Origin of the sequence: Sphaerisporangium fuscum, assembly GCF_018531465.1 — a bacterium.
GTDB lineage: Bacteria > Actinomycetota > Actinomycetes > Streptosporangiales > Streptosporangiaceae > Sphaerisporangium > Sphaerisporangium fuscum.
The window spans coordinates 396,822-411,596 of sequence record NZ_JAHDTF010000003.1 but is presented as its reverse complement, the minus strand read 5'-3'; the positions used below and the strand labels follow the sequence as shown (position 1 = coordinate 411,596).

Annotated in this window: 11 protein-coding genes; 6 read left to right on the top strand and 5 right to left on the bottom strand. The window is 72.5% G+C overall.

Annotated elements, in window-relative coordinates; translation table 11 throughout:
* The first annotated feature begins 258 nt into the window (after positions 1–258).
* Positions 259–753 carry a beta-class carbonic anhydrase gene (locus KIK05_RS04625; protein WP_214409253.1) on the top strand — a complete coding sequence of 165 codons (495 nt, stop codon included), beginning with the start codon at positions 259–261 and terminating at the stop codon, positions 751–753.
* A gap of 141 nt (positions 754–894) precedes the next feature.
* Here the strand turns inward: KIK05_RS04625 and KIK05_RS04620 are convergent, their stop codons facing one another.
* Entirely contained in the window at positions 895–1,386 is a 492-nt protein-coding gene (locus KIK05_RS04620) for a MarR family winged helix-turn-helix transcriptional regulator (RefSeq protein WP_250562201.1), read from the bottom strand.
* Positions 1,387–1,483: 97 nt separating this feature from the next.
* Here KIK05_RS04620 and KIK05_RS04615 point away from each other — a divergent pair, with 97 nt between their 5' ends.
* Positions 1,484–2,341: a haloalkane dehalogenase gene (locus KIK05_RS04615; RefSeq protein WP_214409252.1), complete on the top strand. Its 858-nt coding sequence runs from the start codon at positions 1,484–1,486 to the stop codon at positions 2,339–2,341.
* Between the two features lie 110 nt (positions 2,342–2,451).
* Here the strand turns inward: KIK05_RS04615 and KIK05_RS04610 are convergent, their stop codons facing one another.
* A complete protein-coding gene (locus tag KIK05_RS04610; protein ID WP_214409251.1) occupies positions 2,452–3,591 on the bottom strand; it encodes an acyl-CoA dehydrogenase family protein in 1,140 nt (379 codons plus the stop codon).
* A gap of 31 nt (positions 3,592–3,622) precedes the next feature.
* A complete protein-coding gene (locus KIK05_RS04605; RefSeq protein ID WP_214409250.1) occupies positions 3,623–7,066 on the bottom strand; it encodes an indolepyruvate ferredoxin oxidoreductase family protein in 3,444 nt (1,147 codons plus the stop codon).
* A 153-nt stretch (positions 7,067–7,219) separates the two neighbouring features.
* Here KIK05_RS04605 and KIK05_RS04600 point away from each other — a divergent pair, with 153 nt between their 5' ends.
* On the top strand, positions 7,220–7,666 hold the full coding sequence (locus tag KIK05_RS04600; RefSeq protein ID WP_214409249.1) for an Lrp/AsnC family transcriptional regulator: 447 nt from the start codon (positions 7,220–7,222) through the stop codon (positions 7,664–7,666).
* Positions 7,667–7,784: 118 nt separating this feature from the next.
* On the opposite strand, the gene KIK05_RS04595 is transcribed toward KIK05_RS04600, so the two are convergent.
* Positions 7,785–8,645, bottom strand: coding sequence for an NAD-dependent protein deacetylase (locus KIK05_RS04595; protein ID WP_214409248.1), 861 nt, complete (start codon positions 8,643–8,645; stop codon positions 7,785–7,787).
* Between the two features lie 194 nt (positions 8,646–8,839).
* On the opposite strand from KIK05_RS04595, the gene KIK05_RS04590 reads away from it, so the two are divergent.
* The gene (locus tag KIK05_RS04590) at positions 8,840–9,688 is read left to right on the top strand and encodes a CAP domain-containing protein (protein WP_308249747.1); all 849 of its coding nucleotides are present in this window, start codon (positions 8,840–8,842) and stop codon (positions 9,686–9,688) included.
* Positions 9,689–9,741: 53 nt separating this feature from the next.
* On the opposite strand, the gene KIK05_RS04585 is transcribed toward KIK05_RS04590, so the two are convergent.
* Positions 9,742–12,159, bottom strand: coding sequence for a beta-xylosidase/alpha-l-arabinosidase (locus KIK05_RS04585; RefSeq protein WP_214409247.1), 2,418 nt, complete (start codon positions 12,157–12,159; stop codon positions 9,742–9,744).
* A gap of 345 nt (positions 12,160–12,504) precedes the next feature.
* Here KIK05_RS04585 and KIK05_RS04580 point away from each other — a divergent pair, with 345 nt between their 5' ends.
* Positions 12,505–13,860: an extracellular solute-binding protein gene (locus KIK05_RS04580; RefSeq protein WP_308249746.1), complete on the top strand. Its 1,356-nt coding sequence runs from the start codon at positions 12,505–12,507 to the stop codon at positions 13,858–13,860.
* The gene (locus tag KIK05_RS04575; RefSeq protein ID WP_308249745.1) at positions 13,857–14,774 is read left to right on the top strand and encodes a carbohydrate ABC transporter permease; all 918 of its coding nucleotides are present in this window, start codon (positions 13,857–13,859) and stop codon (positions 14,772–14,774) included. Before KIK05_RS04580 ends, KIK05_RS04575 begins: the two co-directional genes overlap by 4 nt.
* The last annotated feature ends 1 nt before the right edge of the window (position 14,775 follow it).

Genomic DNA, 14,775 nt, shown 5'->3' with positions numbered 1-14,775 from the left:
GGGTCGAGGACAGACTCATCGCCATCCTCGTCGCTCATGGCTTCGTGGACGAAGCGATCAGCAGGCTGCGAGTCGGCCCCGGCTACCGGCGGGAGGAGCGCCTGATCGATCCGCCCACCCGGGAGGGCCGGGCGGACGACCCGCGTCTGCCGGGCCACCCGTGCCGCCGTCGGTCACGAAGCGTAATAACCTATTGACTGAGTAGGAAATGAGGAGAAGGCTGGGAGCCGTACCGGTCCCCCGATCCTGGAGATCCGCATGAGCGTCACCGACGAGCTCCTCGCCAACGCCGAGCGTTACGCCGAGACCTTCGACAAGGGCCACCTGCCGCTGCCCCCGGCCCGCGGCGTCGCCGTGGTCGCCTGCATGGACGCCCGCCTCAACGTGTACAGGCTCCTCGGCCTCACCGAAGGGGACGCGCACGTCATCCGCAACGCCGGAGGCGTCGTCACCGCCGACGAGCGCCGCAGCCTCGCCATCAGCCAGCGCCTGCTCGGCACCCGCGAGATCATCCTGATCCACCACACCGACTGCGGCATGCTGACCTTCACCGACGACGCCTTCAAGAGCGCGATCGCCGAGGAGACCGGCCTCAGGCCCGACTGGGCCGCCGAGGCCTTCCCCGACCTGGAGGAGGACGTCCGCCAGTCCGTCGCCCGCATCCTGGCCGATCCCTTCATCCCGCACAAGGACGCGGTGCGCGGCTTCGTGTACGAGGTCGAGACCGGCCGCCTCCGCGAGATCAAGTCCTGAACCGTCTCCGGCGACCGGGCCCGGCGCCCGGTCACCACCGGCCGCGGCCTCGCCCCGCGGCCCACCCGCCGCTCACCGTAGAGGAGGGGCAGGCGGGACGCTCCACGACTCGTGAACCAGGCGCCCTCCCCCGGGCAGGGTTCACGCGCCGCGGCCGTGCGATCTTCCGAGGTGGTCGAGGAGGCGGGTGAGCAGGCCGGTCAGCTGGTCGCGCTCCGCCGGGGTGAGCGGGGCCAGCACCTCGTCCTGCAGCGCGGCGAGCAGCTCGTCGAGCCTGTCCAGGTGGCCGTCGCCCCGCGGGGTCAGGGTGATGACGTTGCGCCGGCGGTCGGCCGGGTCCGGCGCGCGCTCCACCAGGTCGCGTTCGGTGAGCTCGTTGATGACGGCGACGATGTCGCTGCGGTAGATGCCGGTGCGGCGGCTCAGCTCCGCCTGGCTCACCGGCCCCGCCTCCCGCAGCGTCGCCAGCACGGCGTAGTGCCACTTGCGGGAGTCCGCCACCGCCAGCCCCTCGCTCACCACACGGTCGGACTGCATCGCGACCAGGGACAGCAGCCGGGTCGGCAGGTTCCGCAGCCGCGCGGGGGCGCCCCGCTCGTCGGTGTGGCCGGTCATGTCGGACGCGCTGCTCATGCCGGCGATCCTACTCGCATTGCGTTAGTCCGACTAACGATGTACTTTCGTTAGTGCGACGAACGTTAGTCGCCTGAACGAATTGGAGAGAACCGCCATGCCTGAGATCGACGTGCTCGACTCGACCATGTACTACGAGGAGACCGGCGCCGGCACCCCCTTCGTCTTCCTGCACGGCAACCCCGCCTCCTCGCACGTGTGGCGCAAGGTGCTGCCCGGCATCGGCGCGCCCGCCCGGCTGCTGGCTCCCGACCTCATCGGCATGGGCCGCTCGGGCAAGCCGGACCTGCCGTACCGGTTCGGCGACCACGCCCGCTACCTCGACGCCTGGTTCGACCGGATGGGCCTGGAGGAGGTCGTGCTGGTCGGCCACGACTGGGGCGGGGCACTGGCCTTCGACTGGGCGGCCCGGCACCCCGGCCGCGTCCGCGGCGTGGCGTTCTTCGAGACGATCGTCCGGCCGATGTCCTGGAGCGAACTGGGCGAAGGGCCGCGCTCCCGCGCCGAGGCCATGCGCGGCCCACAGGGCGAGGCCCTCGTGCTCGACCAGGACTTCTTCGTGCGGACGGCCTTCACCGGCGGCGTGCTCGACCCGCTGGGCGAGGAGGAGATCCAGGCGTACCTGGCGCCGTACCCCACCCGCGAGAGCCGCCGCCCGCTGCTGGAGTGGGCACGCTCGCTGCCACTCGACGGAGAGCCCGCCGAGGTGGCCGAGCGGGTGGAGTACTACGACAAGTGGCTCGCCGCCAGCGACGACGTCCCCAAGCTGCTGCTCACCTTCGACTCCTCCCCCACGTTGCTCATCGGGGAGGAGACGGCCGCCTGGTGCGCGGCGAACGTCGCCCGCCTCGAGATCGAACACTGCGGCCCGGCCGGCCACCACGCGGCGGAGGACAGGCCCGAGACCATCGCCACCGCGATCACCGCCTGGGCCGGGCGCCACCGGCTGTCCTGACCGGCCGTCGCGGATCAGCGGCGAGGACGGGACAGAACCGGCGATCGCCGGGCGACGTCCGAGGCCGCCCGGCGATCGTCACCGGCGTAGGGTCCTCCCGGACCGACGGGCTATTTGGCCAGGTGGCGGCTGATGACGAGCCGCTGGATCTGGTTGGTGCCCTCGAAGATCTGCATGATCTTGGCCTCGCGCATGTAGCGCTCGACGCGGAAGTCCCGCGTGTAGCCGTATCCGCCGAAGACCTGCACGGCGTCGGTGGTGACCTTCATGGCGGCGTCGGTGGCCACCAGCTTGGCGATGCTGGCCTGCCTGCCGTACGGCAGCCCGGCGTCGCGGCGGCGGGCGGCGTCGAGGTAGGTCGCGCGGGCCGAGTCCACGGCGGCGGCCATGTCGGCGAGCAGGAACCCGAGCCCCTGGTGGTCGATGATCCTCCTGCCGAAGGTCTGGCGCTGCCGGGCGTAGGCGACGGCCTCGTCGAGCGCGGCCTGGGCCAGGCCGGTGGCGCAGGCGGCGATGCCGAGGCGGCCGGAGTCCAGGGCGCTGAAGGCGATCTGCAGGCCCTGCCCCTCCTCGCCGATCAGGCGGTCGGGTTCCAGGATCGCGCCGTCCCAGTAGGCGCTGGTGGTGGGGACGGCGTGCAGGCCCATCTTCTCCTCGGGACGCCCGAAGGTCAGCCCCTCGGCGGATCCCGGCGCCAGGAAGCAGGAGATGCCCCGGCTGCCCTCGCCGGTGCGGGCGAACAGGGCGTAGAAGTCGGCCCTGCCGCCGTGGGTGATCCACGCCTTGGTGCCGGTGACGCGGTAGCCCTGCTCGGTCTTCTCCGCCTTGCAGGTCAGGGCGGCGGCGTCGGACCCGGCCTGTGGCTCCGACAGGCTGTAGCCGCCGACGAGCCGGCCGCCCAGCATGCCGGGCAGCCAGCGCTCCCGCTGCTCGCGGCTGCCGTGAGTGGCCAGCGGGAAGCAGGCCAGCGTGTGCACGCTGGTGGCCACCGCGACGGCCGCCCAGCGCGCGGCGAGCTCCTCGATCACCTGCAGGTACACCTCGTACGGCTGCCCTCCCCCGCCGTACTCCTCCGGGTAGGGCAGCCCGAGCAGCCCGGCGTCGCCGAGCGTGGCGAACAGGCCTTCGGGATAGGTCTCGGCCCGCTCGTGCTCGTCGACCCGGCCGGCGAGCTCCTTGTCGGCGATCTCGCGGGTGAGGTCGATGAGGTCCTTGGCGTCCTGGTCGGGCAGCAGGCGGTCGACGGCCATACGGTGTACTCCCGGGGGGTGATCTGTACGGTCAGGCGGGGCGCGCCGGGGTGTCGGCCGGCCCCGCGGCGGGCTCGCGGTCCAGCCCGGCGAGGGCGGTCGCGGCCCGCTCGCGGAACTCGGCGACGCGGGCGAGCTTGATGTCCTCATACCCACGGATCACCTCCGGCAAGGCCGCGATGGCGGCGACCTCGTCGGCGGTGGCCGGGGTGAGCCGGTCCAGAGCCTTGCGCACCAGGTCGCGGTACTCGCCGACCAGTTCGCGTTCGACGCGGCGGACCTCGGCGTAGCCGAACACGTCGAGCGCGGTGCCGCGCAGCACGCGGGCCGCGCGCAGGCCGCGGAACAGCGGCCCCGCGCCGCGGCGCAGCTTGATCTTGCGCTTCATCCCCATGGCGCGCAGCAGCGGCGGGTGCAGCAGCACCGACACCACCGCGTCCGGCCCGAACTCCTGCTCACGCCGGGCCCGCTCGACCGGATCGAGGTGCAGCCGGGCGACCTCGTACTCGTCCTTGTACGCCATGAGCTTGTGCAGCCCCCGGGCGTAGGCCAGGCCGACGCGCGTGCCGGCGTCCTCCCCGGCCCGCCGCGCGGCGAGCGCGGCGACCCGGCGCACGTCGTCGGCGTAGGAGCGGGCGTAGGCCGCGTTCTGGTAGCCGGTCAGGTCGGCGACCCTGACGGCCAGCACCTCCTCCAGGCCCTCCGGCGCGGCAGGGGCGTGGTTCCGCCCCGGCGGGAGCGCGGCACGCAGCACCGCTTCGCGGTCCAGGACGGCGGCGCGGCCCCAGCGGAAGGCGGCGAGGTTCTGTTCGGCGGCGGCCTTATTGAGCCGGATGGCCTCCTCGATCGACTCGGCCGAGACGGGCAGGCAGCCGTGCTGGTAGGCGGCGCCGACCAGGATCATGTTGGCGGGCATGTGGTCGGCGAACAGCGCCTCGGCGAGCCCGTGCGCGTCGAGGTAGAGGTTGTCGGCGCCCCGGGTGGCCGACTCGACGCGCACGATGGCGTCCGCGGCCGAGCCGGGCAGGGCGGCACGGCCGGTCACCATGGCGGCCGTCGGCACCACGGCGGTGCCGACCACCGCGATCGTGTGCTCGGGCGAGGCGACGGCGAGGTTGGCGTCCGCGGCGGCGCCGAGCAGGTCGAAGCCGATCAGCACGTCGGCCGCGCCGCGCGAGGCGCGCAGCGCGCCCTCGACGGGCCGCGGGGAGATGCGGACGTCGCTGACGACGGGACCGCCCTTTTGGGCCAGGCCCGTCTGCTCCAGCCCGGCCGCGTGCAGGCCGTCCAGGTGCGCGGCCATCTGCAGGATCTGCGAGACGGTCACGACGCCGGTGCCGCCGATGCCGGGCATGCGCAGCAGCACCGTCCGGTCGCCGAACCTGGGGACCGGCTCGGTGAGCCGCACCGGCAGCGGCGGCACCGGCCTGGCGCGGAGGGTGCCCGGCTCGACGAGCAGGAACGAGGGGCAGTCCCCCTTGAGGCAGCTCAGGTCGGAGTTGCAGGACGGCTGGTGGATGCGGGTCTTGCGGCCGAACTCGGTCTCCACGGGCTGCACCGACAGGCACGTCGAGACGTCCCCGCAGTCGCCGCAGCCCTCGCAGACCCGCTCGTTCACCACGACCTTGGCCACCGGCGTGGGCAGCTTGCCGCGCTTGCGCAGCCGCCGTTCCTCGGCCGCGCAGCGGTCGTCGTGGATCAGCACGGTGACCCCGTCGACCGCGGCCAGCTCCTTCTCCACGGCGGGGAGGTCGTCGCGGTGCCGGACGGTGGCGATCGGCGCCAGCCGGACGCCCCGGTACGCCTGCGGCTCCGCCGTCGTGATGACGACGCGCCGCACCCCCTCGACGGCCAGCTCCTGCGTCAGTTCCGGGATGCCGAGGCGGCCTTCGGCGCGCTGGCCTCCGGTCATGGCCACGGCATCGTTGTAGAGCAGCTTGTAGGTGATGGACACGCCGGCGGCGACCGCGGCGCGGACGGCCAGCGAGCCGGAGTGGTGGAAGGTGCCGTCGCCGAGGTTCTGCACGAAGTGCCGGTCGCGGGTGAACGGCGCCAGGCCGATCCATTGCGCGCCCTCGCCGCCCATCTGGGTGATGCCGATCTGGGTGCCGCGCCCGTTCCCGTCGAGGGCGATCATGGCGTGGCAGCCGATGCCGACGCCGACCAGCGTGTCGTCGGCGGTGCGGGTGGAGGTGTTGTGCGGGCAGCCCGAGCAGAAGTACGGCGTGCGGGCGGCGACCATCGGCAGCGGACGGCGGCGGGCGGCCCTCGGGGGTGACAGGTGGACGGCCGCGCGGGGCAGCCGGTCGGGGCCGACGCAGGTCGCCAGCGCCTTGGCGACGTCCTCCGCGCCGAGGGTGCCGCGGGCGGTCAGCAGCTCGCGGCCCACCACGGCGGGGGTCCGTTCGCCGCCGTACAGGGCCTGCTTGAGCTCGCCCTCCAGGAACGGCACCTTGTCCTCCACCACGAGCACGCGGTCGAGGTCCGCGGTCATGGCGGCCAGGTCGTCGTGCGCGAGGGGGAACGGCATGGCGAGCCGGATGAGCCGGAGCCCGAGGTCGTCCATCGCCGCCTCGTCGAGGCCGAGGTCCGCCAGAGCGCGCCGGACCACCGCGTACGACGTACCGGACGCGAGGATGCCGAGGCCGGCGCGGCGCGATCCGAACACGACCCTGTTCAGGCCGTTCTCGCGGGCGTAGGCGCGGGCGATGTCGAGTCTGCGGGTCAGCATGTCGTGCTCGGCGTCCAGCGAGGCCGGGCCGACCAGCGCGGGCGACGGGCCGCGGCTCGTGGTGGACGGCGCCGGGACGCCGTCGCGCAGCGGGCCGAGGTCCACGGTGGCCGACGCGTCGGCGACGTCGGCGACGATCTTCAAGCCGGTCCACAGGCCGGTGGCGCGGGACAGGGCGACGGCGTGCAGGCCGAACTCGATGATCTCCGCCACGGAGCCCGGCGCGAGCAGCGGCATCGACAGGCTCTGGCACATCGGCTCGCACGAGCTGGGCACGGTGGAGGACTTGCTGCCGGGGTCGTCGCCGATCCAGGCCACCGCGCCGCCGAGTGCCGCGGTGCCCGCCAGGTTGCCGTGCCGGATGGCGTCGGCGGCCCGGTCCAGGCCGGGGTTCTTGCCGTACCAGAAGCCGGTGACCCCTTCGTGCCGCCGTCCCGGCACCCGGCCGAGCAGCTGCGTCCCGGCCACGGCCGTCGCCGCCAGCTCCTCGTTCAGCCCCGGCCGGAACACCACGCCCGCGGGGTCCAGGAACCTCGCGGCCCGCCCCATCTCCAGGTCCACCCCGCCGAGGGGCGAGCCCTGGTAGCCGGAGACGAAGACCCGCGTGTCCAGGCCGCGTTCCCGGTCCAGCCTGCGCTGGTCCAGCGCCAGGCGGACCAGGGCCTGGATCCCGGAGATCAGCACCCGGCCGTCCGTGGCCGTGTACTTGTCGTCGAGCGACACCGTGGGGGGCTTCACGCTCACAGAACCTCCTGGCTTGGTACGTGAAGACCCCAGCACAGCAACGGCGGGGAGGGCGCGCAAGTATCGGACGACAAATAGGGACGAAGACGCAAAGTCTTTGCAGATGACGCCCGAATGGCTAGGGTTCTTTGCGTCGAGCGGAGGAGGTTTCCCATGTCCGACGTGGACGACATCGACCACCGGTTGCTGCGCCTGCTGCGCGAGGACGGGCGGCGGACCTTCTCCGAGATGGCCGCCGAGATCGGGCTCTCGGTCGCCGCCGTCAAGCGGCGCGTGGACCGGCTGCGGGAGATCGGTGTGATCACCGGCTTCGCCGTGCAGATCGACTACGCCAAGCTCGGCTGGGGCATCGAGGCCTTCACCGAGCTTCGCTATCCCGGGACCACCCCGGTCAGCGAGATCGTCCGGACGGCCACCGACGCGCCCGAGGTGCAGGCCGTCTACACCATCGCCGGCGACCCGGACGCGCTCGTCCAGATCCGCGTCCGCGACCTCGGCCACCTGCAGAAGGTCATCGACCGGCTCCGCCGCGCCGGCGACGTGACCGGCACCAAGACGTTACTGGTCCTCGGCACCTGGACCCGCGACACCGTCACCTGAGACAGGTCGATGGAATACAAGCGCTTCTCACCGGGACGCCGAACAGGCCTTCCGGAAACGACGCGGCGAGGCCGGGCCGGCCGGTAGGCGGGCCCGGCCTGTCGGACGGCGGCCCGGACTATCGGACGGCGGCCCGGGCCCCGGTGAGACGCGCGATCTCCGGTAGCGCCACGCCGAGCGGGGCGTCGACGGTGAGCGCCGCGTAGCCGTCGCCCCGGGTCGGTCCCTGGTTGACGATCGCGACGGGGATGCCCTGCTTGGCGGCGCGCAGCACGAAGCGGCGGCCGGACATCACCGTCAGGGAGGACCCGAGCACCAGCAGCAGGCGCGCGCCCTCCACGAGGGCGAAGCACTCCTGGACCCGGCCGGCCGGGACGGTCTCCCCGAAGAAGACCACGTCGGGCTTCAGCGTCCCGCCGTCGCACGCCCGGCATGCGACCGTCCGGAATCCGTCGATCTCGTCGTCGCGCAGGTCGGCGTCGCCGTCGGGGTTGACCGCGGTGACCCCGGCCGCGAAGTGGGGGTTGACCTCCCGCAGGCGCCCGTCGAGCTCCTGACGGGAGCTCAGGTCCCCGCACTCCAGGCACACCACGCGGTCCAGGCTTCCGTGCAGTTCGACGACCTCGCGGGCGCCGCCCGCCTGGTGCAGGCCGTCGACGTTCTGCGTGATGATGCCGGCCAGCAGGCCGCGCCGCTGCAGGTCCGCGACCGCGCGGTGGCCGTCGTTCGGCCGGGCCCGCGCGATGGTGCGCCACCCGAGGTGGCTGCGGGCCCAGTAGCGCCGTCTCGCCAGCGGGTCGCCGACGAACGTCTGGTAGGTCATCGGGCTGTGCCGCCGCAGCGCCCCGCTCGGCCCCCGGTAGTCGGGTATCCCCGACTCGGTCGACAGGCCCGCGCCGCTCAGCACCACGACGCCGCCCCCGGCCACCAGGTCCGCCAGTCTGCTCGTCCCCTCGATCACCCCTCCATGCTGCCCCATCGCCCTGTGTGGTGTGGTCCTCGAGGCGGCCTCCCCGGGGGGCGCGGCCCCGGCCGTGGGACCGGTCCAGACGCACCACCAGCCTCGGAGGTTTACTCCAATTACCGGAAATTTCGCCAATTTCCCGGCAAGAGGCACCTCGCCTCGACAAAATGGGGGGCCCATCGTCCAACTCCGACCGGAGGAGCCTCCTCGTGCGCAGACCCCTAGGGGTACTCGCAGGCTTTGTGAGCCTGGCGACGATCAGCATGCCCATCGCCACCGCCGACGCCGCGGTGGCCGCAGGGACGGCGGCGGGCTGCCGCGTGGAGGTGAGCCTGCCGAGCCTCACCTCCACCGGCAAGATCCAGTCGTCCGCGACCCGGGCCGGCTGCGGCCGCGGCCTGTTCCGCCTCCAGGTCAAGCGTGTGGAGCCGGGCCCCGACCCCGTCGTCAGGAGCGGCTCCCGGAAGACCGGCCGGCTGACGGTGACCCTGGCCTGCGAGCCCGGCAGCTACTACGCGTTCGCCACCGACTACCGCGGCCACACCGCCAAGTCCCCGACCGCGAAGCTGACCTGCTCCCCGACCGGCACGCCCACGCCCTCCCCGTCCCCCACCCCGACGGGCAGCGCGTCCCCGACGCCGACGCCGACGCCGACGCCGGGCGGCGTGGGCTCGGCCGAGGAGAACGAGGTCCTGCGCCTGACCAACGCCGAGCGGGCCAAGGGGGGCTGCCAGCCGCTCAAGCACGACCCGCAGCTGCACCAGGCGGCGCTCGGCCACTCCACCGACATGGCCACCCAGAACTACTTCAGCCACACGTCCAAGGACGGCCGCTCGTTCATGGACCGCATCCGCGGCGCCGGCTTCACCGGCGGCAGCGCCTGGGCGGAGAACATCGCCATGGGCCAGACGACCCCGGCCGCGGTGATGAACTCGTGGATGAACAGCGCGGGCCACAAGGCCAACATCATGAACTGCAAGTACACGCTGATCGGCGTCGGCGCGGCCAAGAACTCCAAGGGTCAGATCTACTGGACCCAGGACTTCGCCGCCAGGTGACGGACGCCGGGCCGGAGCGGACGGCCGTCACCGCCCGGCCCGGCACCGAAACCTCATGAACGGCCCGCGGGTTCCACGACGGCGGGGGTGACCAGCCGGCGGCCGCGTCCGACCTCCCGCAGCGGGCCGGTCAGCCGTACGCGGCCGCGGCAGGGCAGGTCCGACGCCGACGTGCCGACGAGCACCTCGACGTCCCCCGGCTCGACGACGCGCCGCAGGTCGCGTCCGGTGAAGGCGGTGCGGTCGGCGTGCACGGTGAAGGTGACCCGCGCGCTCTCCCCCGCCTCGAGGCGCACCCGCGTGAACCCGGCGAGCTGGCGCACCGGGCGGGTCACCTGGGCGAGCAGGTCGTGCAGGTAGAGCTGGACGACCTCCTCACCCGCCCGGCCGCCGGTGTTGCGCACGCGCACCGACACGGTGAACTCGCCGTCGGTGGGCACCTCGGCGTCGCCGACCCGCAGGTCGCCGACCTCGAAGGTGGTGTAGGAGACGCCGTGGCCGAAGGGGAACAGCGGGGTGGGGTCGAGGTTGCTGATGCCGTGGCTGTCGGAGCCGAGCGGCGGCTGCAGGTAGGTCCCCGGCTGCCCGCCATGGTTGCGCGGGATCTGCACCGGCAGCTTCCCGCTGGGCTGCACCCGCCCGGACAGGACGCCGGCGATGGCCGCCCCGCCCTCCTCGCCCGGCATGAAGGCCTGGACGAGCGCGGCGGCCCCGCCGGACACCGCGCCCAGCGCGTAGGGGCGCCCCGACACGACCACCACCACGACCGGCGTACCCGTGGCCGCCAGCTCGGTCAGCAGGTCCTCCTGCACGCCTGGGAGCCGCAGGTCCTCGGCGTCGCAGCCCTCGCCCGAGGTCCCCTGCCCGAACAGGCCGGCCAGGTCCCCGACGACGGCGACGCACAGGTCGGACGCGCGGGCCGCGGCGAGGGCGGCGGCGAAGCCGGAGCGGTCCTCGTCCCGCACGTCGCAGCCCCGTTCGTGGACGAGCTCGGCGTCCGGCAGCTCGGCCCGCAGCGCGTCGAGCAGGCTGGGCGCCTGCACGCCGAGCCCGAGTCCCGGGTGGCGCGGCAGCACGTGGTTGGGGAAGGCGTAACAGCCCATGAAGGTGCGCGGGTCGTCGGCGCACGGCCCCACCACGGCCACCCGGCGCGGTCCGGGACGGCCCTCGCCCAACAGGGGCAGGGCGGTGCCCGGGTCGAGCAGCACGACGGACCGCTCGGCAATCTCGCGGGCCAGCGCGCGGTTGGCCGGCGAGTCGAGGTCCACGGCCTGCGCCCCCGTCACCGACTTCTCCGGCGTCCAGTCCGGGTCCAGCAGCCCGAGCCGCACCTTCTGCGTGAGCAGCCGGCGAGCGGCCCGGTCCACCAGGGACTCCGGCAGCTCGCCCCGCCGCACCCGCTCGGCCAGGTGCTGCCCGAAGCCGAGCGTGTCGGGCAGTTCGACGTCGACGCCCGCGGTCAGGGCCTGTACCCCGGCCTCGCCGGTGTCCGCGGCGACGCGGTGCGTCGTGGCGAGGAACGGGACCGCCCAGTAGTCCGACACGACCGTCCCGGTGAACCCCCACTCCCCGCGCAGCAGGTCGGTCAGCAGCCAGGGGTCGGCCGCGGCGGGCACGCCGTCCACGTCGGAGTAGGAGTTCATCACCGACTGGGCGCCGCCCTCGACGATGGCGGTCTCGAACGCCGGCAGGATCATGTCCATCAGCTCGCGGCGGCCCATCGGCACGGGGCCGTGGTTGCGGGCGCCCCGGGAGGCGGAGTAGCCGGCGAAGTGCTTCAGCGTGGCGATGATCCCGGCGCTCTGCAGGCCGCGCACGTAGGCGGCGCCGAGCATCGAGACGAGGTAGGGATCCTCTCCCATGGTCTCCTCGACCCGGCCCCAGCGGTAGTCGCGCACCACGTCCAGCACGGGTGACAGGCCCTGGTGGACGCCCACGGCGCGCATGTCCCGCCCGATGGCGGCGGCCATGCGCTCCACCAGCTCGGGGTCGAAGGTCGCCCCCCAGGCGATGGCCGCCGGGTAGACGGTCGCGCCGTAGGTGGTGAAACCGGTGAGGCACTCCTCGTGGACCAGGGCCGGGATGCCGAGACGGGACCGCCTCACCACCTCGCGCTGCAGCCGTACCACCTCCGCCGCGCCCTGCGCCGGGGTGACCGGGGCGCTGCCGAACACCCTCGTCAGGTGGCCGAGCCCGTGCCGGGCCGCCTCCTCCAGCGGCACCGTTCCCGAGGCCGCGAAGACGTCCTGCATCGGGGCCACGTTCAGCGGGCCCGCCGCCTCGTCGTCCGGCTCCTCCTCCTGGCCGGGCCGCATGTCATTGCCGATCCACCGGCTGCCGAGCTGGCCGACCTTCTCCTCCAGGGTCAGCTCCGCCAGGAGGGCGTCGACCCGCTCGGCCGGGGGCCGTGTAGGGTCCTGCCACGGCGGGAGGATCCGCTCCGCCGCCGAGGTCCGATCTAGCGCCGTCATTTGCTCTCCTTGAGAAGTAATCCGCTCCGGAGCTCCCCGAAACTTTCGGCACGTTGTGGCGGTTCCGCTCGACGCCTCCGGCTCTCGTGCGATCACCCAGGTGAAGGCCGATGCGAGAGTACATTACCGATATTTCACCCCGATCCGGCAAGGGTGTGATCCTGCCCTTGACACGCAAGTGACGGAAATCTACATTGCGTGCCACGCGGCCTGTCTCGAAATGTTTCGAAGAACTGAGTCCAAGGAGGAGCGGACGCGTGGCACGGAGGTGCGATCCATGCCACCGCATCCGGGTTTTCACATGAGCCGCGGACAGCCTCGGCATTTCGACATACGGAGATCAGCGTGGAGTCCAGGACGACATCTCGCCGCACCTTCCTCAGCCTCTCCATGGGCCTTCCCCTGGGCGCCGCGCTGGCCGCCTGCGGCACCTCCGGCCCGACCAGGGCCGGCGGTGCGAGCGGCGGGAGCAGCGGCGGCGCGGGCAAGGCCGCGGCCAGCTACTGGTACCTGTCGGTGCAGCCCCAGGAAGGCGTGCGCACCCGGGCCCTCGAGCGGTTCAACAAGGCCAACCCGAACAGCCGGGTCGCGGGGACGACCTTCCAGAACGACGCGTACAAGACGAAGATCAAGACGGCCATCGGAGCAGGCCAGGCGCCCACCATCATCTGGGGCTGGGGCGGCGGGACGCTGCGCACGTACGTCAAGGCCGGCCAGGTCGAGGACCTCACCTCGTGGTTCGAGCAGAACCCCGCCGTGAAGGACCGGCTGTTCCCCTCCTCCTTCGGCGCGGCGACGATCGACGGCAAGATCTACGCGATGCCGTGCGAGACCGTGCAGCCCGTCGTGCTGTTCTACAACAAGAAGCTCTTCGAGCAGATCGGCGCGCAGCCCCCGCAGAGCTGGGGCGACATCATGGACCTGGTCCCGAAGTTCAACGCCAAGGGCATCGCCCCGTTCTCCCTCGGTGGCCAGTCCCGCTGGACGAACATGATGTGGCTGGAGTTCCTCTTCGACCGCATCGGCGGCTCGGAGGTGTTCCAGGCCGTGTTCGACGGCCAGAAGGACGCCTGGTCCCACCCCGCCGCCATCCAGGCCCTGACCAAGATGCAGGAGCTCATCAAGGCCAACGGGTTCATCAAAGGCTTCTCCTCGATCACCGCCGACTCCAACGCCGACCAGGCCCTGCTGTACACCGGCAAGGCCGCGATGATGCTGCACGGCGCGTGGACGTACGGCGGCATGCTCCACGACGGCGGCGACTTCGTCCCGGGCGGCCACCTCGGCTACATGAACTTCCCCCCGGTCGAGGGGGGCAAGGGCGACCCGAGCGACACCGTCGGCAACCCCGGCCAGTACCTGTCGATCTCCTCCAAGGCGACGCCGGAGCAGAAGGAGATCGCCAAGAAGTTCTTCGCCACGGGCGTGCTCGGCGACCAGGAAGTGAAGGAGTGGGTGGACACCGGCGGCGTGCCGATCGTCAAGGGCGCCGACAGCGCGTTCGCCGCCTCCAAGGACGCCGACTTCCTGAAGTTCATCTACGGCATCGCGAGCAACGCCAAGACGTTCGCCCAGTCCTGGGACCAGGCGCTCAGCCCGACCGCGGCCGAGGTGCTGCTGGACAACATCGCCAAGCTGTTCCAGCTGTCGATCTCGCCGCAGCAGTTCACGACCAACATGAACGCGGTCATCGGCAAGTGAGCGGCCCCACGCGGACACAGACCCCGCCGGCCGCCACGCGGCGGGCCTCCGGCGGGGTCCTCCCGTGGCTGGCCGTGCCGGCCCTGGTGATGTTCGTCGCCTTCGGGGTGATCCCGCTCGCCGGGGTCCTGTTCCTCAGCTTCACGACCTGGGACGGGCTCGGCGACCTCCAGATCTCAGGGCTCACGAGCTGGCGGGCCGTCCTCGGCGACCCCGGTCTTCCGCACGCGCTGTGGGTGACGTTCCTGGTGATGGCGGCCTCCTGGGCGGTCCAGACGCCCGCCAGCATCCTGATCGGGGTGTTCCTCGCCGGGCACCAGCGCTACCGTGCGGTGCTGGCGGTGCTGTACTTCATCCCGCTGCTGCTCAGCTCGGCCGCCATCGCCATCACCTACAAGGCGCTGCTGGACCCGAACTTCGGGCTCGGCGCCGGGCTGCACCTGGCGCTGCTCACGCAGGACTGGCTCGGCGAGCCGGTCCTGGCGTTCAGCGTCGTGATCTTCGTGGTGTCGTGGCAGTTCATCCCGTTCCACTCGCTGATCTACCAGGGCGGCGTGCGGCAGATCCCGAGGTCGATGTTCGAGGCCGCCGAGCTGGACGGCGCGGGCCGGGTGCGCAAGTTCTTCAGCATCACCCTGCCGCAGCTCAAGTACACGATCATCACGTCGTCGACGCTCATGGTCGTCGGCTCGCTGACATTCTTCGACCTGATCTTCGTGCTGACGGCGGGCGGCCCCGGCGACGCCACCCGGGTGCTCGCCCTGGACATGTACAAGCGCGGGTTCCAGGCCAACCTCATGGGACCGGCCAGCGCGATCGCGGTCATCCTGGTCCTGGTGGGCCTCGCCCTGGCGCTGCTGCTGCGCCGGCTCGGCGGCCGTGACCCCGGCGCCAGCCAGCTGGAAGGTGCCTGAT

Coding starts and splice junctions, on each gene's coding strand:
- KIK05_RS04625 (WP_214409253.1), top strand. CDS start 259: ATGAGCGTCACCGACGAGCTCCTCGCCAACGCCGAGCGTTACGCCGAG.
- KIK05_RS04620 (WP_250562201.1), bottom strand. CDS start 1,386: ATGAGCAGCGCGTCCGACATGACCGGCCACACCGACGAGCGGGGCGCC.
- KIK05_RS04615 (WP_214409252.1), top strand. CDS start 1,484: ATGCCTGAGATCGACGTGCTCGACTCGACCATGTACTACGAGGAGACC.
- KIK05_RS04610 (WP_214409251.1), bottom strand. CDS start 3,591: ATGGCCGTCGACCGCCTGCTGCCCGACCAGGACGCCAAGGACCTCATC.
- KIK05_RS04600 (WP_214409249.1), top strand. CDS start 7,220: ATGTCCGACGTGGACGACATCGACCACCGGTTGCTGCGCCTGCTGCGC.
- KIK05_RS04595 (WP_214409248.1), bottom strand. CDS start 8,645: ATGGGGCAGCATGGAGGGGTGATCGAGGGGACGAGCAGACTGGCGGAC.
- KIK05_RS04585 (WP_214409247.1), bottom strand. CDS start 12,159: ATGACGGCGCTAGATCGGACCTCGGCGGCGGAGCGGATCCTCCCGCCG.